Source organism: Roseobacter weihaiensis (assembly GCF_020622345.1).
Taxonomy (GTDB): domain Bacteria; phylum Pseudomonadota; class Alphaproteobacteria; order Rhodobacterales; family Rhodobacteraceae; genus Roseobacter; species Roseobacter weihaiensis.
On sequence record NZ_JACNMO010000002.1, the window covers coordinates 114,700 to 135,963 of the forward strand.

Sequence of the window (21,264 nt, forward strand, 5' to 3'; positions counted from 1 at the left end):
CGTTCTCCTCCAGCTTCAGTGCGTCTTTGCCCAGCGGCATCAGCATCTTGCTGACCGCGATCGCGGGGACACGCTGGTTGGCAAATTGCCACTGCGGGCACCGGTCCTTGTCAATGATCGCGGCACGTATGCCTTCCAGAAGATCGCCATGCTCCATCGCGCGCGCGGTAAAGCGGTATTCCAGCTCCAGCGCCTTTTGGATGGAGAGGGACGGGCCGCGCAGCCGGTGCAGGATCTCAACCGTACAGGCCATCGCCAGCGGTGCATTGCGCGCGAGCGTGGTCCGTGTGTCGATGGCAAAGGGGCTGTCGTCCTGTTCCAGCGTTGTCAGAATATCCCCAAGGGTCTCGCCGGCAAAATGGCGGTCGATGTCGCTTTGCAGGGCGTCAAGCCTGGCAGCGCCGGGGTCCGCAGCGCTGGTCAGAATGTCATCGGGGATGCCGCCTGTTTCCAGCGCTGTTGTCAGGTCCGGCCATGCCGTCTCAGGGATAAAATGATCGGCAAAGCCCGCGTAGATCGCATCCGCCGCGGCCATGCGCCAGCCTGTGGTGCCCAGGAATTCGCCGGACCGGCCGGGGGCCAGTGCCAGCATGAGCGAGCCGCCCACATCCGGCACCAACCCGATCCCGCATTCGGGCATCGCGATCTTGCTGCTTTCCCCGACAATACGGTGCGAGCCATGACAGCCCAGCCCGACCCCGCCGCCCATCGTGAACCCCTGCAGGAACGAAACGACAGATTTGGGGTAGTTGAAAATCTTGGCGTTCAGCCGGTATTCATCCGCCCAGAACCGTCTGCCGTAGGCGAAATCGCCCGCGCGCCCGGTCTCATAGAGCTCGGCAATATCGCCGCCCGCGCAAAACGCCTTGTCGCCCTCGGCATCCAGCACGATATGGGCAACGCCCGGGTCATTGCGCCAACGGTCCAGGGCGGCTTCGATGTCGAGACACATCTGATAGGTCAGCGCATTCAGGGCCTGCGGGCGCCTCAATGTAATGCGCCCGGCCTGTCCTGCTGTGCGGATTGAGATATCGGTCATCGCGGGCTCCTGTCGTGCCTGACATAGGATGAACGGCGGGGCACCGGCGATCTCTCTACCGGCCCCCCGCGTTGTCGGCTCTATTCCATGACCGGAATGGAGAATTCGCCGCCTTCCTTGATGCCCGAGGGCCAGCGCGCGGTGACGGTTTTCGTGCGGGTATAGAATTTGAAGGCGTCCGGTCCGTGCTGGTTCAGATCGCCGAAGACGGATTTCTTCCAGCCGCCAAAGGTGTGGTAGGCCAGCGGCACCGGGATCGGCACGTTGATGCCCACCATGCCCACATTGACCCGGTTGGCAAAATCGCGCGCCGCATCGCCATCGCGGGTAAAGATCGCGGTGCCGTTGCCATACTCATGATCCATCGCGAGGCCAAGCGCCTCTTCATAGCTTTCGGCCCGGACGGTCGACAGCACGGGGCCAAAGATTTCCTGGGTATAGATGTCCATGTCCTTTGTGACGTGGTCAAAAAGATGCGGCCCGATAAAGAACCCGTCCTCATAGCCCTGAAGGTTGAAGTTGCGCCCATCGACCACAAGCTTGGCCCCCTGATCGATGCCGGTCTGCACCAGACGTTCGATATTGGCCTTGGCGGCGGCGGTGACCACGGGGCCGTAATCCACGTCATTGCCCGCCGTGTAGGGGCCGACCTTGAGCTTTTCGATCCGCGGCACCAGCTTTTCGATCAGCCGGTCTGCGGTCTCATCGCCCACCGGCACGGCGACCGAGATGGCCATGCAGCGTTCGCCCGCCGCGCCATAGCCCGCCCCGATGAGCGCATCCGCAGCCTGATCCATATCCGCATCCGGCATGATGATCATGTGGTTCTTGGCCCCGCCGAAACACTGCACGCGTTTGCCATTGGCACAACCGGTGCCGTAGATGTATTCGGCAATCGGGGTGGAGCCGACAAAGCCTACGGACTGGATCACGTCATGATGCAGGATCGCATCGACCGCTTCCTTGTCGCCGTTGACCACCTGCAGGACGCCCTTGGGCAGGCCCGCTTCCTCCATCAGTTCGGCCAGCATCAACGGCACCGAGGGGTCGCGCTCCGACGGTTTGAGGATGAAGGCGTTGCCGCAGGCAATCGCCGGGGCGAACATCCACATCGGGATCATTGCGGGAAAGTTGAAAGGGGTGATGCCCGCCGTCACCCCCAAAGCCTGACGCATGGAGTACATGTCGATCCCCGGACCGGCGCTGTCGGTGTATTCCCCTTTCAGCAGATGCGGGGCGCCGATGCAGTATTCCACCACCTCAAGGCCGCGCTGCACGTCGCCGGCGGCATCGGGCAGGGTCTTGCCGTGCTCGCGGCTCAATGCTTCGGCCAGTTTGTCCATGTCACGGTTCAGAAGGCCCACGAATTTCATCAGCACCCGCGCCCGCCGCTGCGGGTTCACGGCGGCCCAGGCCGGTTGCACCCTGGCCGCAATTTCAACCGCCTTGGCGACCTCGTCGGACGAGGCGAGCGGCACCTTGGCCTGCACCTCACCGGTCGCAGGGTTCATGACATCGGCAAACCGGCCAGAGATGCCTTTGACGTGGGTGCCGTCGATGTAATGGGTGAGTTCTTGCATCGGTCTCTCCTTGCTGAGGCGAAAGGCCGGAGCGCCGGGGTGCTTTCGCGTGTTGGACAAAGCTTAGTCTTGCAAAAACCCGTCCGAAAGAGGAAAGAAGGCAAAGTGGTTTTGCATTTTTGCAAAATGGAGGCGGCGCGCTTGCACAGCAATTGGGATGATCTGCGGCTGTTTCTGGCCGTTGCGCGGACGCAGAGCCTGTCCGGCGCCGGCAGGCTTTTGCGTCTTGACCCCGCCACCCTGGGGCGTCGTATGCAAAAGCTGGAGGCGGCGCTGCAGGCCACGTTGTTCTCCAAGTCGCCGCAGGGCTATGCGCTGACGGACGCCGGGGCCGCGCTTCTGCTGCGTGCCGAACAGGCGGAGACGGCCATGCGGGCGGCCGTCGCGGATATCCCGGCGCAGGGCGACCGGCTAAAGGGCCAGATCCGCATCGGGGCACCGGATGGGGCCGCGAACTATCTGCTGCCGCAGGTCTGTGCTGCGATTGCCTTGGAAAACCCCGACCTCGAAATTCAGATCGTGGCCTTGCCACGTGTGTTTAACCTCTCCCGGCGCGAGGCGGATATGGCAATCGGCGTCAGCGCTCCCACCGCCGGGCGGCTGATCGTGCAGAAAATCACCGACTACCACCTGCATCTGGCCGCCTCGGAGGCTTATCTTTCCACAAACCCGCCGATCACCTGCGGCGCTGACCTGCGCGCCCACCGGATGGTCGGCTATATCCCCGACATGATCTTTGACCGCGAGCTGGATTATCTGGCCGACCTTGGGATCACGCGGGTGCCGCTGGCGTCAAATTCCGTCTCCGTTCAGCTCAATTTCATTCGTCAGGGGGGCGGGGTGGGAATTGTGCATGACTTTGCCCTGCCTGCCGCGTCAGGCGTGCGGCGCATTCTGGTGGAGGTGGTCAGCCTGACCCGGGCCTTCTACCTGATCCGCCACGAAGACGACCGCCGCAATGCCCGGCTGACCCGGTTTGCCGATGCGCTCAGTGTCGGTGTAAGGGCGGAAGTCGCCCGTCTCGAAGCGCTGGCTTGACAGAAAACAACTTTACGGTGACCCTGAGCGGGATCACAACTCGTTTACCAAGAGGTGTCCTATGCTTGTCTCGCAAATCCTGAAAACCAAAAAACTACACGATGTTGTGAGTGTCTCCCCTTCCATCACGGTGGCGGAAGCCGCGCGTATTCTGTCAGACAAGGGTATCGGCACCGTGGTTGTGTCGCGCACAGGCAAGACGGCGGACGGCATCCTGTCAGAGCGTGATATCGTCCGCGAAATCGGGGCCCGGGGGGCGGGATGTCTGACCCGTACGGTCGATACGCTGATGACCTCCAAGCTGGTCACCTGCAGCGTGAACGACAGATCCGACGAGATATTGAAACAGATGACGGAGGGACGTTTTCGCCACATGCCGGTGATCGAAGACGATACCCTGCTGGGCCTGATTTCTCTCGGCGATGTGGTCAAGGCGCGGCTGATGGAACTCGCGATGGAGAAAGACGCCCTCGAAGGTATGATCATGGGTCACTGATGGCATAGCGGTACGCGCCGTTAACGGGTTGCAATACAACAGAAATAATGGTCGGGTGAGCCATCCGTCCCAAGACAGGAGAGCCCGATGCGCGTTGGCCTCTATCCCGGCACCTTTGACCCGATCACTTTAGGGCATCTTGACGTCATAAGGCGGGCCAGCGCGTTGCTGGACAAGCTGGTGATTGGCGTTGCGATCAATCGTGACAAGGGGCCGCTTTTCAATCTTGAGGAACGGGTTGCGATGGTCGAAGCAGAATCGGTCAAGATCGCGAAGCGGACGGGTCTTGAGATTGCCGTGCACCCCTTCGAGAACCTGCTGATCGACTGCGCCCGTGATGTCGGCGCATCGGTCATCGTGCGGGGGCTGCGGGCGGTGGCCGACTTTGAATATGAATACCAGATGGTGGGGATGAACCGTCAGCTTGATGACACGATCGAGACGGTGTTTCTGATGGCGGAGGCGCAGCATCAGGCGATCGCGAGCAAACTGGTCAAGGAAATCGCCCGCCTCGGCGGGGATGTCAGCAAATTCGTCACGCCCGAGGTCAATGCCGCCCTTTCGGGCAAGATCCAGAAGGTCTGTGGCTGAGCGCGGTCGGGGATGGGCAGGCTGGTTTGAGCGGGGCGCGGCTTTTCCAACAGTCAAATGGAGCCGCCAGCCGACGCGCGGTCTCAGCGCCAGAAGGCCATCCATTCGATCAATTCCAGCAGCTTCTTGGTCAGAAAAACGATGTGTTCCGTCCCGAACACCAAAATGTCCAACAGGATCATACCGATCAGGAATGCCCCGAGATAGACAGCGATGCGGTTTGTCATGACGGCTTCTTTCCGGCTCTGCGGCTCAATCGGGCAAGCGCGCCCCTGGAGGCCGCCTGCGCCCTATGCCAGCGTCACGCGCCACCCGCAAGCCTTGCTGCGTGATACCCGTCCGGTTTAGCCCAGCCGTCCCATGCACACAGCGACATCGGCCATCCGTGCAGAGAAAGCCCATTCGTTGTCGTACCAGGCCAGCACCCGCACCGTTTTGCCGCCGACAACTTTTGTCTGGTCGGGGGCCACGATGCAGCTGTGTTCGGTGTGATTGAAGTCGATCGAGACCTTGGCCTCCGCGTCATAGGCCAGCACGCGCGACATGGGGCCGCGTGCTGCTGCCTGCAGGGCGGCGTTGACCTCTTCGACGGTGACGTTCCTCGCGGCTTCAAAGGTCAGATCCACGGCAGAGACATTGGGCGTGGGCACCCGCATGGCCGTGCCATCGAGCTTGCCGGCCAGGTTTGGCAGCACTTCACCCAGAGCCTTCGCGGCGCCGGTTGAGGTCGGGATCATCGCCATCGCGGCGGCCCGCGCGCGATAGAGATCATCGTGGCGGCGGTCCAGCGTCGGCTGATCGCCGGTGTAGGAGTGGATCGTGGTCATGATACCCCGTTCGATCCCGATCGCCTCATCCAGAACCTTGGCCAGCGGGGCCAGACAGTTGGTCGTGCAGGATCCGTTCGAGATCACGGCATCCTTGGCAATCAGGTCGCGGTGGTTCACGCCAAAGACCACCGTCCGGTCTACGTTCTTGGCCGGGGCGGAGATCAGCACACGTTCCGCGCCGCGCTCGATGTGGGCTTTGGCTTTCAGGCCGTCATTGTGCTTGCCGGTGCATTCCAGCACCACGTCGACGCCCTCCCAGTCAAGCTCGTGCATGTCATAGCTCGACATCACGCGGATCGGGCCACGGCCAAGATCGATGCTGTTGGCACTGGTCACGACCTCGCCTGGAAAGCGGCCGTGGACGCTGTCGTATTTGATGAGATGGGCCGCCGTTGCCAGCGGTCCGGTGGCGTTGATCGCCACGACGTCGACGTCGTTGCGGCCAGAACTCACAATGTGAGACAGGGTACAGCGGCCGATGCGACCGAACCCGTTGATACCGACTTTGATGCTCATGGCTGATGCGCTCCGAAGGTTTTCGTTGCGCCTTCTATACCTGCTCTGGGCCCTTCGGGAAATGGGTAAACGCCCTTGTTTTCCGTGTGTTAGCGTTAAACGTGCTGCAGTGCAGCTAAATGTTTGGGCTAACGCACGCTCAGGGAGATTATTGTCAACGCGGGAACAACAATCTACCTCGCCCGTTACCGAAGAGAGTCGGTCGAACAGGGAGACGGCATATGAGCGGGCTTTTGGCGCTATTGGACGATGTGGCAGGGATCGCGAAAGTGGCGGCAGCCTCCGTCGACGATGTGATCGGACAGGCGGCCAAGGCGGGGTCCAAAGCGGCAGGCGCCGTCATCGATGATGCCGCCGTCACCCCGAAATACGTGCAGGGATTTTCCGCCGACCGCGAGTTGCCGATCATCTGGCGCATTGCCAAGGGCTCCTTCATCAACAAGCTGGTCTATCTGTTGCCGATTGGCCTGGCGCTCAATCATTTCGCGCCCTGGAGCATCACCCCGCTGCTGATGATCGGGGGGGCTTATCTCTGCTTCGAGGGGGCCGAGAAGGTGGCGCATGTGCTGGGGGTCGGCGGGCACGGGCACACCGACCACCCCGCCGCCGCCGAAGAGCCCGAAGACCCCGCCCATCTGGAAGAAAAGAAAGCCGCCGGGGCGATCAAGACCGATTTCATTCTGTCGGCGGAGATCATGACCATCGCGCTGGCGGCGATCCCCGAAAGCACCTTCTGGATGGAGGCGGCAACCCTCGCCGCCGTGGCCATCATGATCACGGTCGCCGTCTACGGGGCTGTGGCGATGATCGTCAAGGCCGATGATGTGGGTCTTGCGATGGTCGCCAGGGGCCAGTTGGCCGTCACACGCGGGTTGGGGCGCGGTATCGTCAAGGCGATGCCCTACGTGATGAAAGCCCTCACGATCATCGGCACGGCTGCCATGCTCTGGGTCGGGGGCTCCATCGTGATCCACGGGCTTGAGGTGCTGGGGGCCGGGTTCCCGGGCCACCTGATCCACGACATCGCCTATATGATCGGGCATGCGTTGCCAGCGGGGGCGGTAGCCTTCGGTGAATGGGCCGCCAAGGCGACGCTGGATGGCCTTTTCGGACTGGCGCTCGGGATGGCGCTGATTCCGGTGGGCGAGAAGCTTGTCACCCCGCTGTGGCGCAGGGTGTTCGCGCGGGCCTGAGGTGAGGGAGGGCTGACGGCGGGACGCGCCCGCCGTCAGAGTTCAGACCCGCGGATCAGGCTGCCATTTGCCCGCCAGCAGGTCGCGGACCTTCTGCGCGGCCGCCTCGGCGGTGATCCCGAACTCCCTAAAGAGCGTGTCCGCAGGCGCCGAGGCCCCGAAACCGTGCATCCCGACAAAGCCGGATTTCTCGCGCTTGCCCCGCTCGCCAAAGAGCCAGCGGTCCCAGCCGAACCGAATGCCGGCCTCGATGGCGACCCGCACCGGCCCACCGGGCAGGACGCGTTTGCGGATGGCTTCGTCCTGCTCTTCGAAAAGCTCCCAGCAGGGCATGGAGACGACACGGGTGCCGATCCCTTCGGCCTGCAGGATGTCGCGGGCGGCCAGCGCCAGCGACACTTCCGAGCCCGTGGCCATCAGGATTGCCTGACGTTTGCCCTCGGCCTCTGCCAGCACATAGGCGCCCTGCGCGGTGAGGTTGCGGGTCTTGTGCTCGGTACGCACGGTGGGTAATCCCTGACGGGTCAGGGACAGCACCGATGGCGTTGTCTTGCTGCTCAGCGCGAGTTCCCAGGCTTCCGCCGTCTCGATGGTATCGGCGGGGCGGAACACATGGGTGTTGGGCGTCGCGCGGCTGATCGCCAGATGTTCGACGGGCTGGTGTGTCGGGCCATCCTCGCCCAGGCCGATGCTGTCATGGGTCATCACGAACACGGTGGGGATCTTCATCAGCGCGGCCAACCGCATCGCAGGACGGGCGTAATCGGTAAAGCACATGAAGGTGCCGCCATAGGGGCGCAATCCCCCGTGCAGTGCCATGCCGTTCATCGCCGCGGCCATGCCATGCTCGCGAATACCCCAGTAGACATAGCGCCCGCCGCGGCTGTCCACGTCGAAAACGCCCAGGTCCCCGGTCTTGGTATTGTTCGAGCCGGTGAGATCCGCAGAGCCGCCCACGGTCTCGGGCATGATCGGGTTCACCACCTCCAGCACTTTTTCAGAGCTGGCCCGTGTCGCGAGCTTGGGCGCCGTTTCCGACATCTGCTTTTTGAACGCCTTGATCGTGGCGCTCAGTTTCTTGGGCACGTCCAGCGCATGGGCCCGGTTGAAGGTCTCGCGCTTGCCGCGGGGCAGGGTGTCAAAGCGCTCTTCCCAGGCGCGCCGCGCTGATTTGCCTTGCGCGCCGATGGCCTTCCAGGCGGCCTGCACGTCGCCCGGCACCTCGAAAGGCCCGGTCTTCCAGCCCCAGGCCGCTTTGGCCTCGATATTCTGCTCGGCGTTGGTCAGCGCGCCATGCCCCTTGGAGGTGTCCTGCGCAGCATGTCCCAGTGCGATATGCGTCTTGCAGGCAATCATTGTGGGCTGCTTGCTCTTTCTGGCCGTTGTGAGGGCTGCGTCGATTTCCTGCGGGTTGTGGCCGTCGATCTCGATCACCTCCCAGCCTGCGGAGACAAACCGCCCGACCTGATCGGTGCGGTCCGACAGGGTGACGGGCCCATCGATGGTGATGTTGTTATTGTCCCAGAGCACGATCAGCTTGGCGAGCTGATGCCGCCCGGCCAGTGTAATGGCCTCCTGGCTGACCCCTTCCATCAGGCAGCCATCGCCTGCAATGACGTAGGTGTAGTGATCCACGACCTTCTTGCCGTAATGTGCGCGCTGGATCTCTTCGGCCATGGCAAAGCCCACGGCGTTGGAAATGCCCTGTCCCAGCGGGCCGGTGGTGGTCTCGATACCGGTGGCGTGGCCATATTCGGGATGACCTGCAGTGATGGACCCCCATTGGCGGAAATTCTTGATCTGCTCCAGCGTCATGTCGGCGTAGCCGGTCAGGTGCAGCAGCGCATACAGCAGCATGGAGCCGTGGCCTGCCGAGAGAATGAACCGGTCGCGGTCGGGCCAATCGGGGGCTGTGGGGTCGAATTTCAGATGTTTTTCAAACAGAACCGTTGCCGCGTCGGCCATACCGATGGGCATGCCGGAATGACCGGAGTTTGCGGCGGCGACGGCGTCCAGCGTCAGGGCACGTATCGCATTGGCTTTGGACCAGTGGTCAGGGTTCGCGGCGGCGAGGGCTTTGAGATCCACGTCGGGGGGGTTCCTTTGTCGGCTTGTGGCCCGAGGCGCGGGCCTTCTTTGATCTTGTCTTGGGTCTTTGCGGGTTGCATATCAGCCCGCCCGCAAAGATCAAGGGCGTCTGCCAGCGGCTTTTGGCACAACACATGAAGACTTTCGCGCAAGCCTTTGATGTGGCTCAAAAGCGGGTTTGTTGTGCTGACGCGATAGGGGTACGGTGGGGCAACGGGGCGTCGATTCGTGGCCAGGCAATGGTCTTTCTTGGGCGCTCCGAGGGGCGTCAGGCAATGAGGTGGGCATGAGTGATATTGAAGAGCTGAACAGCCGGATCATGGCGGCGATGGACCGCGTGGCGCAGGGTGTTGAAGCGATAAGCCAGGCAGATACAGGCGAAGCGGAGGCCCTTGCCCGCGCGTTGGAGGAAGAAAAAGAGGTCAACGCGCAGCTTTCCGAACGGGTCCGCGTGCTGGGAGAGCGTCAGGAGCAGGCGGTTGCGGCGATGGAGGCAAAAACGCAGGCCGCCACCGAACGGCTGACGGCGCTGGACACCGAGCTTCAGCAGCTGCGCAAGGCCAACGGCATGCTGACCGAGGCCTGCGAAGCGCTGCGCGAGGCCAATGCGGCGGGTGTCGGAGAGCCGCATCTGATCAACCAGTCGATGATGGCGGAGCTTGAATCGATCCGGGCCATGCGCAGCGCCGAGATGGCCGAGGCGCAGGAGATTATCACCGCCCTGACCCCGCTGTTGAATACGGGTTCGGGCTCATTGGAAGAAGAGGAGGCAGGCTGATGCCGGAGGTACGTGTATCTATTGGCGGTCGGGATTTTGACGTGGCGTGCCAGGCGGGGGAGGAGCACTATCTTCGCACCGCCGCCCGCATGCTGGATGACGAGGCACAGGTGCTGTCGGATCAGGTGGGTCGCATGCCAGAGGCGCGCATGCTGCTGATGGCCGGGTTGATGCTGGCCGACAAGACCGCCAGTGTGGAAGACCGCGTCTCTGAAGTGCAGGCCCAGCTCGATGACGCGCAGGCGGAGTTGTCCGCGTTGAAGGCCGCGCAGACAGCGCCCGAGAAGGTCGAGGTTCCGGTGGTGCCCCAAAGTGTCACCGACACGCTGGCAGAGCTTGCCGCCCGCGCCGAGGCGCTTGCGGCCTCTGTCGAGGAAAAAGCCGCAGGCCAAGCAAAACTGGGCGTGACCTGAAAGAGCCCCGCCTGCGGCACTTTGGCCGGGACGGATCAGCCGTTTGCTTCGCGGATTTTGTTTGCGGCATCCTTGTCAAAGCCGACGCCGTTTTCTTCCAGCAGGGTATCGAGTTCGCCCGACAGGGTCATTTCGGTGATGATGTCGCATCCCCCCACAAACTCGCCCTTGACATAAAGCTGCGGGATCGTCGGCCAGTCGGAGAAATCCTTGATCCCCTGACGGATCGCGTCATCGGCCAGTACATTCACGTCAGAGAACTGCACGCCCATGTAATTGAGCACGCCCGCCACGCGGCTTGAAAACCCGCATTGTGGCATCTCCTTTGTGCCTTTCATGAACAGCACAACGTCGCTGGCGGAAATAGTGTCTTGGATCTGGGTAGTTGCATCGGTCATGGTACAGGGTCCTTGAAGCTATCGGTGGCCGCCGCGGTTTCTGGCAGCCTGATTGATGTGTTTGTCAGTCTGGCGCGCGGGTGGTGAGGGCCAGCGCATGCAGTTCGCCGTCTGCGCCGTCCATCTTGCCCTTGAGGGCCGCATAAACAGCGCGTTGCTGCTGAACACGATTCTTGCCGCGAAAGCTTTCATCCACGATCATGGCGGCCATATGTACGCCATCATCACCCTCGACCTGAATCTTGGCATCAGGAAAGGTTTCGCGCAAAAGCTCTTCGATTTCGTGTGCTTGCATGGGCATAGAGCGGCTCCATCTCCTATTCTTGATAGATGTAGTCGGACAAGCGCACGGGAACAAGGGATCAATTTGGCGCAAGGCATGGATAAATCTGCGGGGGCCCTGCGGACTTTCGGGCAGACAAGCCCGGCTGGCTGCGCCATACTTCGCCAGAGGAGAAACGTCATGGATGTATTTGATAACGCGCCGGAACAGGCCCTTGCATGGCACCGGGCGGGCCGGGGTGCCGTTCTGGCCACCGTGGTGGAGACCTGGGGATCCGCACCGCGCCGCACCGGCGCGCAGCTGGTCATCGCCGGCGATGGCGAGATGCAGGGATCGGTTTCGGGGGGCTGTGTCGAAGGGGCCGTGGTGCTCGAGGCGGCAGAGGCGCTGGAGCAGGGCGTTCAGAAATTGCTCGAATACGGCGTCAGCGACGGGGATGCCTTTGCGGTCGGGCTGGCCTGTGGCGGCACGATCCGGGTTTTGGTGGAGCCTGTCGGCGAGGTTCTGCCTGTCGATCTGCTCGAAGCGCTGGTGGCGGCCCGCGCCAGCCGAACCCCGGTTGGCTATGAAGTCTCGGTCTCTTCCGGCACCCGGCGGCTGGTGCACGACAGCTATGCAGACCGGTTCGCGATGGACCGGTCCGGTTTTGAGAAAGAGGGTGAGGTCTTTGTCGGCATTCACAACCCGCCGCTGCGGCTGGCGATTGTCGGGGCCGTGCATATTGCCCAGGCGCTGGTGCCCATGGCGCGGGTGGCGGGGTATGATCCGGTCCTCATCGACCCGCGCGGGGCCTTTGGATCAGAGGCGCGGTTTCCGGGTGAAAAAATTGTCGCGGAGTGGCCGGACGAGGCGCTTGAGGAGATCGGTCTCGATACGCGCACGGCGCTGGTGCTGTTGACCCATGACCCCAAACTTGATGACCCGGCCCTGCATCTGGCCCTGCGCTCGGGGTGTTTTTACATCGGGGCTCTGGGGTCCAGGCGCACCCATGCGGCACGGGTTGCCCGGCTTGAAGAGGCCGGGTTTTCGGCAGAAGAGATTGCGCGCGTGCACGGCCCGATCGGTCTGGACATCGGCGCTGCCGGCCCGCCGGAGATCGCGGTGTCCATCCTGGCGGAGATGACCCGGACCCTGAGGCGCGGCGCGTGAAATTCGGCGCGGTTTCTCTGGCCGAGGCGCGCGGTGCGATTCTGGCCCATTCTGTCGCGACCCCCGGGGGGCGCTTGCGCAAGGGGCGGACCCTGGCGGACGCAGATATCGAGGCGCTGGCTCAGGCGGGCCTGACCAAAGTCACCGTGGCGCAACTGGAGCCGGGCGATATCCACGAGGATGCGGCCGCCCGCGCGCTGGCCCAGGCCTTTGTGCCCGCGCCCGATCAACAGGGGCTGGACCTGACAGAGCCTTTCACCGGGCGGGTCAACCTGATTGCGCAGGGACCGGGCGTGGTGGAGCTGAATGTGGCGGCCATCGAAGCGGTGAATGGCATTCATCCGATGATCACCATTGCCACGGTGCCCGCCTATCAGCAGATGCAGGGCGGCGGGATGGTGGCGACGATCAAGATCATCTCCTACGCGGTGCCCTCCGAGGCGCTGGCTCGGGCCTGTGCCGTGGCGCAGCGCGGGTTGCGGCTTGTGCCGCCTGCGGTCAAGACCGCGCGGCTCATCATCAGCGAGATCGACGGTGGTGCCGGAGACAAGGGCTGGCGGGCTATCGCGGATCGGGTTGCAGCCTTCGGGCTTGAGATTGCCGCCCCCATTCTGGTCCCGCACCACACGGACGCTCTGGCCGCGGCCCTTGTCGCAGATACCAGCGATGTCACGCTGATCCTCACCGGGTCGGCCACCTCGGACGCGGAGGACGTGGCCCCGGCAGCGGTCCGCGCCGCAGGCGGGCAGGTCGACCGGTTCGGCATGCCGGTGGATCCGGGCAACCTGCTCTTTATCGGCAGTCTGCGGGGCCAACCCGTCATCGGTCTGCCGGGCTGCGCCCGCGCCCCGGCACTCAACGGGGCCGATTGGGTCATGGCACGGGTGATCTGCGGGCTTGAGGTCACGGGCCAAGACATCGCCGCCATGGGCGTGGGCGGCCTGCTCAAGGAAATCCCGAGCCGTCCGCAGCCGCGCCGGGGTCGCCGCCCGCGCTAGGGCTGTGGCGATTTATCCCGATACTTTCGGATGTTGGTCAAAGTTTTTGGTTCTCAATGGCGATGGCACATGCTTAACTCGCGCCAAACGGCAACATGTCCAGGGAGGAAACTATGGCGCAGGTCACAATGACCGTGAACGGAAAAGCCGCGACCGGCGATATAGAAGGTCGCACGCTGCTATCGGCTTTTTTGCGCGAAACGCTCAATCTGACGGGGACCCATGTGGGGTGTGACACCAGCCAGTGCGGGGCCTGTGTTGTGCATGTGGATGGGGAGGCGGTGAAGGCCTGCACCATTCTGGCCGCCGAAGCTGCGGGGACCGAGGTCACCACCATCGAAGGGATGGCCAATGCCGACGGGTCGCTCAACGTGATACAGCAGGCGTTTCAGGATCATCACGGATTGCAATGCGGGTTCTGCACACCTGGCATGGTCATGTCGGCGGCGGCTTTGCTGAAAGAGAACCCCAAGCCTTCGGAGGCGGAGGTGCGCGATTATCTCGAGGGCAACATCTGCCGCTGCACAGGGTATCATAACATCGTCAAGGCGATCATGGCGGCCTCTGGTCAGGACGTGGCCGCGGTCGCCGCAGAATAAGCATGAGCGCCGGGCGGTGCGGGGTCGGAAGGCCCCGCTGCCGTCAACCGGTGCAGTCTGGTGAGGGCACGCTCACCGCAGTCTAGGGAGGAATGACATGCCAAAAGATGGAGGCATCGGCGCCAGCTCAAAGCGCCGCGAAGACGTCCGGTTTCTGACAGGGGCGGGCAATTATACCGATGACATCAATATTCGCGGACAGGCACATGTGTTCTTTCTGCGCTCTGACGTGGCCCACGGCACGCTCAATGCGGTGAACACCGCCGCCGCCGAGGCGATGCCCGGCGTGGTCAAGGTGTTTACCGGGGCAGACTTCGAGGCTGTGGGCGGCATGCCCTGCGGCTGGCAGGTGACCGACAAGCATGGCGAACCGATGCAGGAACCCCGTCATCCGATCCTCGCGCACGGCAAGGTCCGCCATGTGGGCGAGCCGATCGCGGCCGTGGTCGCTGATACGCTGGAGCAGGCCCGCGATGCGGCCGAGGCCATCGAGGTCGACATTACCGAGCTGCCCGCTGTGATCGACATGAAGGCCGCTGTGGCCAGTGACGATGTCAAGGTGCATGACGATCTGACCTCAAACCTTTGCTATGACTGGGGCTTTGTGGAGGAAAACAAGGCCGCGACGGATGAGGCCTTCGAGAAGGCCGCCCATGTGACCACGCTGGAGCTGGTGAACAACCGGCTGGTCGCGAACCCGATGGAGCCACGCGTGGCGGTGGGCGACTATGCCCGCGGCACGCAGGATCACACGCTTTATACCACCTCCCAGAATCCGCATGTGATCCGCCTGCTGATGGGCGCTTTCGTGCTGGGCATACCTGAACATAAACTGCGCGTGGTGGCCCCGGACGTGGGTGGCGGTTTTGGCACCAAGATCTTCCACTACCAGGAAGAGGCTTTTGTGACCTTCGCCGCCAAGGCCTGCAACCGGCCCGTCAAATGGACGTCGAGCCGCTCGGAAGCCTTCATGTCGGACGCCCATGGGCGCGATCACGTGACGAAGATCGAGCTGGCGCTGGATGCGGAGCATAATTTCACCGCCGTCCGCACCGAGACATTCGCCAATATGGGCGCCTATCTGAGCACCTTCGCGCCCTCGATCCCGACCTGGCTGCATGGCACGCTGATGGCGGGCAACTACAAGACGCCGCTGATCTACGTGAACGTGAAGGCGGTGTTTACCAACACCGTGCCGGTGGATGCCTATCGCGGGGCGGGCCGGCCCGAGGCGACCTTCCAGCTGGAGCGGGTGATCGACAAGGCCGCCCGCGAGCTGGGCGTTGATCCGGTGGATCTGCGGCGGCAGAACTTCATCACCGAGTTTCCCTACGCCACGCCGGTGGCGGTGGAATATGACACCGGCGATTACCACGCCACGATGGACAAGGTGCTGGCGCTCTCGGATCGCGACGGCTTTGCCGCGCGGCGCAAGGAGAGCGAGGCCAAGGGCAAGCTGCGCGGCTTTGGCATCAACTGCTTTATCGAGGCCTGCGGCATCGCGCCCAGCAATCTCGTGGGCCAGCTGGGCGCGCGCGCGGGGCTCTATGAGAGCGCCACGGTGCGGGTCAATGCAACCGGCGGTCTGGTGGTGATGACCGGCAGCCACAGTCACGGGCAGGGGCATGAGACGTCCTTTGCGCAGGTGGTGGCCGACATGATCGGCATCGATGAGAACATGATCGAGATCGTGCATGGGGACACCGCCAACACGCCGATGGGCATGGGCACCTATGGTTCGCGCTCCATCGCGGTGGGCGGCTCGGCCATGGTGCGCGCGACGGAAAAGATCATCGCCAAGGCCAAGAAGATCGCCAGCCACCTGCTGGAAGCCTCCGAGAGCGATATCGAGCTCAAGGACGGCGCGTTCTCGGTGGCGGGCACGGATAAATCCGTGGCCTGGGGCGATGTGACCTTGGCCGCTTACGTGCCGCACAACTATCCGCTGGAGGACATCGAGCCGGGGCTGGAGGAGACGGCGTTCTATGATCCTAGCAACTTCACCTATCCGGCAGGGGCCTATACCTGCGAGGTGGAGGTGGACCCGGCCACCGGCGAGGTGAGCATTGAACGCTTTGCCTCTGCGGATGATTTCGGCAATGTGATCAACCCGATGATCGTCGAGGGTCAGGTGCACGGCGGGATCGCGCAGGGCATCGGTCAGGCGCTGCTGGAGAATTGCACCTATGATGAAAACGGCCAGTTGCTGAGCGCCTCCTACATGGATTACGCGATGCCACGGGCGGACAACCTGCCGGAAATGACCCATTACGTGGTGGATCATTCCTGCCAGACCCCCTGCACGCACAACCCCCTCGGGGTGAAGGGCTGCGGGGAGGCGGGTGCCATCGGGTCACCGCCCACGGTCATCAATGCGATCATCGATGCCTTGCAGTCGGGCGGGCACAAGGTGGATCACCTCGATATGCCCGCGACCCCGGCCCGGGTCTGGGCGGCGATGCAGGGATGACGACAGCCGGGCGGATGCAAGAGGGCAACCTCTTGCGCCGCCCACGGGTTTTTGAGCCGGGCGAGGGTGGCATGCACGCTCGGACCGGCTGATGGAAAGGACGACAGAATGTACAATTTTGAAGTGGAGACACCCGGTTCCGTTGCTGATGCGGTAGCGGCCTTGGGGCGTGAGGACGCGCAGGCACTGGGCGGTGGGCAGACGCTGATCCCGACGCTCAAGCAACGGCTGGCGAGCCCCTCGGTGCTGGTCTGCCTCAGCGGGATTGCCGAGATGAAAGGCGTGTGCCGTACCGATGACGGCCAGATCACCATCGGCGGCGGGACCACCCACGCCGCGGTGGCCAAAGCCACGGCTGAGAGTTTTCCCGGTCTTTCGGGTCTTGCCAGCCACATCGGCGACCCCGCCGTACGCAATCGTGGCACCATCGGCGGCAGCCTGGCCAACAACGACCCCTCGGCCTGCTATCCGGCGGCGGCATTGGGCGCGGGGGCCACGATTGTGACCAATGCCCGAGAGATTGCAGCAGATGATTTTTTCCAGGGCATGTTCACCACCGATCTGGAAGAAGGCGAGATCATCACCGAGGTCCGGTTCCCGGTGCCCGAGGTCTCCAACTACCAGAAGTTCGTGCAGCCTGCCTCGCGCTTTGCCCTTGTGGGTGTCTTCGTGGCAAAGTTCGGTGACGGCGTGCGCGTGGCTGTCACCGGGGCCAGCAACGACGGTGTGTTCCGCTGGACAGACGCCGAAGCGGCGCTTTCCGCGAATTTCTCTGCAGAGGCGCTCGGGGGGCTGTCGATTTCGGATGACGACATGATCAGCGACCTGCACGGTACGGCTGCCTATCGCGCGCATCTGGTAGGTGTGATGACCAAGAGAGCCGTCACAAGCGCTGCGTGATCCCGAGAGGCGATTTTGCTGCCGGATCAAAAAGGAGCCACCTGTGGTTGGTGGCTCTTTTTTGTTGTCTGGGGTCAGATGCCGCAGCCCAGGATAATGTTCCGCGACCAGACCTCGTTGCCTGTGTCAGGGCGGTAGACAGTCTTGACCCTGTGTTTTTGACACATATGCAATCTGCCTGCCTGGAAAGAGCGGGTGACTATTGTGAGGCAAAGGCGACCGGTCCGATCCTTGCATGCCTGCGGGATGTAGAGGCAGATGTTCTGGCTTTCTGAAAACCAATGTGCCACGGTTTCCTGCAGAGATTGCCGCAGGCGGGTTCACCGGGGCGCGCTATGCCGGAACAGTGCAGCGTTGGCGGCTGCTGAATGCCAACGGTCCTGACTATGCTGCTGACACGGCCTTTGAAGGACAGATCTGCCGGATCGTCAAAGTTTTCGGGGGCCTTACAGACCTTTTCCAGTCGGCCCGTGATGCCAACATCGACCTCCTCTAGGTTTGTCCTGACCCCTGTTTTGGTTGTCGCCGCCGAAGATAGTCGCCTATGGCATCCAGCGCGGCGCGGATCGGCGGCTCGTCGCGGGCCTCGTGGTGCGAGACCAGCCATTGCGGGCTGCGCAGATCCTCGATGGGGTCTGACAGGGGGGTTAGCCCGGCCATGCGCTCCCCGATGAAGGTGGGCAGCACAACCCGACCGATGCCGGCGCGGGCCAAGGCTGCGGCCAGATGAGGGCTGTTGGCCTTGGTCACGATCCGGTCCCCGTGATGCTCCTGGACCCAGCGGATCGACGGCGTCAGAGCGGTGTCCCAGGAAGGGCCGATCCACCCCTCGACCGTTTCATGGCTGGCGTAGACGGCATACTCCACCCAGCCGATCTGTTGGCGCGCCACCCAGGGCTGATCGGGACGCCGGTTGCGGATGCCGATGTCGACCTCGCGCCGGGCGATGTCGCGATCACGGTCACAATACATGAATTCGGGCACCCAGGGGGCCGTTGGGCTCCAGTACTCCGGCAGCCCTTCAGCGAGATCGAAGGCGGTCCAGGTGCCTGCGGAAATGCGCACCGGCACCGGCCCTTGCGCCGCATCGCGCCACAGGGTGATCTGCCGGGCGGCCTCTTCCATGCTGCGGGTTCGGTCCGACAGGGCAACCCCGTCGGCAGTCAGGGTATAGCCCTCGGCCCCGTGCAGAAACAGCCGCCGCCCCAGGGAGGCCTCAAAGGCCTTCATCCGGCGGCTGAGCGTGGCCGGGCTGACCCCCAGCTCGCGGGCCGCCGGCGCCAGTGCGCCTGTCCGCACGATGACCGAGAAATAGGCGATGTCATTCCAGTCAGGCCGGGTTTTCATTTGTGAAAGTCCACATCCGATTTGGAGGGCTGAACAGGCGGTGGGCGACCCTCTACCTTTGATCTGCAGACCACAGGAGATCCACCATGATGCCCATCCTTCAGCCCCTGCCTACCCAATCTATCGCAACGACGGAATATGAAAAGGAGCAGGAATACTTTGCAAAAATGCAAGTCGACTTGCGTCCGCGTCACCGCATTGTCACCTTGGGCCTGCGCGTTCTGACGCGGATCAGAGGGCCCCGATTCGTGTCAGAAACTCACTCCCGTGCCCTGTAGCACCCCATGCTCCATCGCATAGCGGGTCAGCCCTGCCGTACTGGAAATCCCCAGCTTGCGCTTGATGTTCTTGCGATGCGTCTCCACCGTGCGTACAGAGATGTCGAGCGCCAGAGCCACATCCTTGTTTGACTTGCCCTGCGCCAGTTGCAGCAGGATGGTCTGCTCGCGGCCCGTGAGCGCCTCGCGCCCCTCGTCCTTTTTGGGGTTCAGCGAGCCGCTTGCCCCCGTGCAGAGATACCGCTGGCCGGCCATGACCGCATCGATGGCCTGTTTGATCTCGTCGGTGGGCACGTCCTTGAGGATGTAGCCCATCGCCCCATGGCTCAGCGCAGAGGAGATGTACTCTGGACTGTCATGCATCGACAGCACCAGGATACGGGTGCCGGGGCGGCGCTCCAGCACGATCTCGGTCGCGGTCAAGCCGCCCATGTCCGGCATGTTGAGGTCCATCAGAATGACGTCCGGGTCCAGACTGTCCAGCTGCTCGATCGCTGTGCGCGCCGCGTTGCAGGTGCCGACGACCCGCAAATCGTCGTAGCTTTCCAGAATGGACTGAATGCCTTCGGCAACCATCGGGTGGTCGTCCACGATCATCACTTTGACAAAAGGGGCAGGGATCTGTGTCATGCGGCTTGCTTTCGGGATTTTGGCTCTTCCGGTTCGGGCGGCAAGAGATGCGACAGCGGGACCGAAACCTCGACAACCGTGCCGCTGCCCTTGCGCGGCCTGAAGACGCGAAACTGCCCGTCCAACTGATCGACCCGCTCCTGCATGTTGCGCAGGCCCAGTCCCATCGACGGCACATCGGGGTCGCTGTGAAATCCGCAACCGTTGTCTTCGATCCGCAAGGTGGCCCCCTTGGCATGGCCGCGCAGGTCCACCTTGACATGGCTGGCGCGGGCGTGCCGTTCGATGTTGGTCAACGCCTCCTGCGCGATCCGGTAAAGCGCGATCTTGGCCTCCGGGTCGAGCCGATTGCGAAACACCACGGTGCTGAAATCGGTCGACAGCCCGGTGCGCTCGCCAAAGGCCTCCGTCAGGTTCTTGATCGCGGGTCCGAGCCCCAGATCGTCCAGCATGCCCGGACGCAGGTCGCGGCTGATGCGCCGCACCTCCGAGATCGCCTCGCCCAGCGTTTCGATGCCCTTGCCCAGTGGGACGGCGGCGGTCGGGTCGCCGCGGTCCAGCTTGCGCCGCGCGGTGTCCAGGGCGTAGCGGACGCCGACAAGGATCTGGCTGATCCCGTCATGGAGTTCCCGCGCGACCCGCCCGCGCTCCTCTTCCTGGGCGTCGAGAACGCGTTGCGTGAGCCGCTTTAGCTTGGCATCGGCCAGCCTGCGCTCGCGAATGTTCAGCAGCATGCCGGTGAGGAACACCACCAGCAAGGCCGCAAGTGTAATGGCCCCGATGTAAAGAAACGTCTGCTGCACCCGTGCTTCGACCTCGGCCCGTGCGGTGGCCACGGTTGCGAGCACATCATCGATGAAAACGCCGGTGCCCACGGCCCACCGCCAGCTGGGAAAGCTCGTGACATAGGTTATCATCTTGGCCTCTTCGCCGCTGGAGGGTTTCTGCCACAGATGCGTCAGATAGCCGTCGCCCTGCCGGGCAATATCGATCAGACGCGCGACCACATAGGTGCCTTCGCTGTTGGTCTCGTCGATCCAGTTGCGATTGATCCGTTCGGTCTGGCGCGGGCTGACAAGGTTATTGCCGTCATAGTCATAGACAAAAAAGAATCCATCCGACCCGTAGATCATCGCGGACAGGATTTGCGCCACCTGATCCTGCGCCTGCGTGTCATCGGGGGCCGCGTTGCCATAGATGAAGTAAAAACCATTCCGGGCCTGGGTCACGTAATTGCGCAGCTCGATCTTTTTGGCCTGGAGCAACTGCGCCTCGAGCGCGCGAATTTCGCGGTCCGCCAGCGCGCGCGACTGGACCGCCACCAGCATGGCAATGGCCGCCACCGCCGTAATCAGCGGCACCGTTGCCACCAGCGACAGTTTCTGCGCGTAGCTGGGGCGAAAAAGGGACCAAAAACGCTTCATACCTTCTTGGTACGACCAAATTCGCTCGAATCAAAGGCCTGCCTGCACGGTGAATGGGTCTGCAAATGAAGATTTCCGCATGGTAATCGGCGTTAAGGAGGATGAAAAAAGTGTTAAATCTGCAGTTAGGGGCCCAATCTACGCAGTAATAGGTATTCCCTTGCGCGCACATCACGTTAGTTTCACGCACACTTTAGACGTACCGCGCGCTTCTGAACCTGCGTGG

At 62.9% G+C, this 21,264-nt stretch carries 21 protein-coding genes and 1 pseudogene; 12 read left to right on the top strand and 10 right to left on the bottom strand.

All coding sequences use genetic code 11. The features are described from left to right. Positions 1–73: 73 nt before the first annotated feature. Positions 74–1,039 (bottom strand): annotated as a pseudogene (locus H7847_RS26940) (enoyl-CoA hydratase/isomerase family protein); the annotation flags it as partial. An 80-nt stretch (positions 1,040–1,119) separates the two neighbouring features. Then, the gene (locus H7847_RS02860; RefSeq protein ID WP_227267878.1) at positions 1,120–2,619 is read right to left on the bottom strand and encodes a CoA-acylating methylmalonate-semialdehyde dehydrogenase; all 1,500 of its coding nucleotides are present in this window, start codon (positions 2,617–2,619) and stop codon (positions 1,120–1,122) included. 141 nt (positions 2,620–2,760) lie between these two features. Here H7847_RS02860 and H7847_RS02865 point away from each other — a divergent pair, with 141 nt between their 5' ends. From H7847_RS02865 to coaD, 3 genes are all read left to right on the top strand, one after another. Then, positions 2,761–3,657 (top strand): LysR family transcriptional regulator, encoded by an 897-nt coding sequence (locus H7847_RS02865; RefSeq protein WP_227267879.1) that lies wholly within the window; start codon positions 2,761–2,763, stop codon positions 3,655–3,657. Positions 3,658–3,718: 61 nt separating this feature from the next. Further along, on the top strand, positions 3,719–4,153 hold the full coding sequence (locus H7847_RS02870; RefSeq protein ID WP_227267880.1) for a CBS domain-containing protein: 435 nt from the start codon (positions 3,719–3,721) through the stop codon (positions 4,151–4,153). An 87-nt stretch (positions 4,154–4,240) separates the two neighbouring features. Next, the gene (gene coaD, locus H7847_RS02875) at positions 4,241–4,744 is read left to right on the top strand and encodes a pantetheine-phosphate adenylyltransferase (protein ID WP_227267881.1); all 504 of its coding nucleotides are present in this window, start codon (positions 4,241–4,243) and stop codon (positions 4,742–4,744) included. Between the two features lie 83 nt (positions 4,745–4,827). Here the strand turns inward: coaD and H7847_RS02880 are convergent, their stop codons facing one another. Both H7847_RS02880 and gap read right to left on the bottom strand, forming a co-directional pair. After that, positions 4,828–4,971, bottom strand: coding sequence for a hypothetical protein (locus H7847_RS02880; RefSeq protein WP_227267882.1), 144 nt, complete (start codon positions 4,969–4,971; stop codon positions 4,828–4,830). Between the two features lie 117 nt (positions 4,972–5,088). Then, positions 5,089–6,090 (bottom strand): type I glyceraldehyde-3-phosphate dehydrogenase, encoded by a 1,002-nt coding sequence (gap, locus tag H7847_RS02885; RefSeq protein WP_227267883.1) that lies wholly within the window; start codon positions 6,088–6,090, stop codon positions 5,089–5,091. A 221-nt stretch (positions 6,091–6,311) separates the two neighbouring features. Here gap and H7847_RS02890 point away from each other — a divergent pair, with 221 nt between their 5' ends. Beyond that, positions 6,312–7,283: a DUF808 domain-containing protein gene (locus tag H7847_RS02890; RefSeq protein ID WP_227267884.1), complete on the top strand. Its 972-nt coding sequence runs from the start codon at positions 6,312–6,314 to the stop codon at positions 7,281–7,283. 42 nt (positions 7,284–7,325) lie between these two features. Here H7847_RS02890 and tkt read toward each other — a convergent pair whose 3' ends face one another. Next, positions 7,326–9,371, bottom strand: a complete 2,046-nt coding sequence (gene tkt / locus H7847_RS02895) for a transketolase (protein ID WP_227267885.1) — start codon at positions 9,369–9,371, stop codon at positions 7,326–7,328. Between the two features lie 286 nt (positions 9,372–9,657). Between tkt and H7847_RS02900 the strand changes: the two genes are divergently transcribed. Both H7847_RS02900 and H7847_RS02905 read left to right on the top strand, forming a co-directional pair. Then, positions 9,658–10,149, top strand: coding sequence for a hypothetical protein (locus H7847_RS02900; RefSeq protein WP_227267886.1), 492 nt, complete (start codon positions 9,658–9,660; stop codon positions 10,147–10,149). Beyond that, positions 10,149–10,562, top strand: a complete 414-nt coding sequence (locus tag H7847_RS02905; RefSeq protein ID WP_227267887.1) for a cell division protein ZapA — start codon at positions 10,149–10,151, stop codon at positions 10,560–10,562. The genes H7847_RS02900 and H7847_RS02905 overlap by 1 nt, the downstream gene beginning before the upstream one ends. Before the next feature lie 35 nt (positions 10,563–10,597). On the opposite strand, the gene grxD is transcribed toward H7847_RS02905, so the two are convergent. Further along, on the bottom strand, positions 10,598–10,960 hold the full coding sequence (grxD, locus tag H7847_RS02910) for a Grx4 family monothiol glutaredoxin (protein ID WP_227267888.1): 363 nt from the start codon (positions 10,958–10,960) through the stop codon (positions 10,598–10,600). A gap of 64 nt (positions 10,961–11,024) precedes the next feature. Next, positions 11,025–11,261, bottom strand: a complete 237-nt coding sequence (locus H7847_RS02915) for a BolA/IbaG family iron-sulfur metabolism protein (protein WP_227267889.1) — start codon at positions 11,259–11,261, stop codon at positions 11,025–11,027. A 162-nt stretch (positions 11,262–11,423) separates the two neighbouring features. Between H7847_RS02915 and H7847_RS02920 the strand changes: the two genes are divergently transcribed. The 6 genes from H7847_RS02920 to H7847_RS02945 all read left to right on the top strand — a co-directional run bounded on the left by H7847_RS02920 (position 11,424) and on the right by H7847_RS02945 (position 17,855). Continuing rightward, entirely contained in the window at positions 11,424–12,392 is a 969-nt protein-coding gene (locus H7847_RS02920) for an XdhC family protein (protein ID WP_227267890.1), read from the top strand. Then, positions 12,389–13,390, top strand: coding sequence for a molybdopterin-binding protein (locus tag H7847_RS02925; protein WP_227267891.1), 1,002 nt, complete (start codon positions 12,389–12,391; stop codon positions 13,388–13,390). Before H7847_RS02920 ends, H7847_RS02925 begins: the two co-directional genes overlap by 4 nt. Positions 13,391–13,503: 113 nt before the next feature. Beyond that, positions 13,504–13,989: a (2Fe-2S)-binding protein gene (locus tag H7847_RS02930; RefSeq protein ID WP_227267892.1), complete on the top strand. Its 486-nt coding sequence runs from the start codon at positions 13,504–13,506 to the stop codon at positions 13,987–13,989. Between the two features lie 97 nt (positions 13,990–14,086). Next, positions 14,087–16,459 (top strand): xanthine dehydrogenase family protein molybdopterin-binding subunit, encoded by a 2,373-nt coding sequence (locus tag H7847_RS02935; protein WP_227267893.1) that lies wholly within the window; start codon positions 14,087–14,089, stop codon positions 16,457–16,459. Between the two features lie 108 nt (positions 16,460–16,567). Then, positions 16,568–17,359, top strand: coding sequence for an FAD binding domain-containing protein (locus tag H7847_RS02940; protein WP_227267894.1), 792 nt, complete (start codon positions 16,568–16,570; stop codon positions 17,357–17,359). 283 nt (positions 17,360–17,642) lie between these two features. Then, positions 17,643–17,855 (top strand): hypothetical protein, encoded by a 213-nt coding sequence (locus tag H7847_RS02945; protein WP_227267895.1) that lies wholly within the window; start codon positions 17,643–17,645, stop codon positions 17,853–17,855. Here the strand turns inward: H7847_RS02945 and H7847_RS02950 are convergent. The 3 genes from H7847_RS02950 to H7847_RS02960 all read right to left on the bottom strand — a co-directional run bounded on the left by H7847_RS02950 (position 17,852) and on the right by H7847_RS02960 (position 21,038). Beyond that, complete coding sequence (locus H7847_RS02950) at positions 17,852–18,706, bottom strand: LysR family transcriptional regulator (protein ID WP_227267896.1); 855 nt, start codon at positions 18,704–18,706, stop codon at positions 17,852–17,854. The two genes, H7847_RS02945 and H7847_RS02950, sit on opposite strands and share 4 nt — an antisense overlap. 251 nt (positions 18,707–18,957) lie before the next feature. Continuing rightward, positions 18,958–19,614, bottom strand: coding sequence for a response regulator transcription factor (locus H7847_RS02955; protein WP_227267897.1), 657 nt, complete (start codon positions 19,612–19,614; stop codon positions 18,958–18,960). Next, complete coding sequence (locus H7847_RS02960) at positions 19,611–21,038, bottom strand: cache domain-containing protein (RefSeq protein WP_227267898.1); 1,428 nt, start codon at positions 21,036–21,038, stop codon at positions 19,611–19,613. Before H7847_RS02960 ends, H7847_RS02955 begins: the two co-directional genes overlap by 4 nt. Between the last annotated feature and the right edge of the window lie 226 nt (positions 21,039–21,264).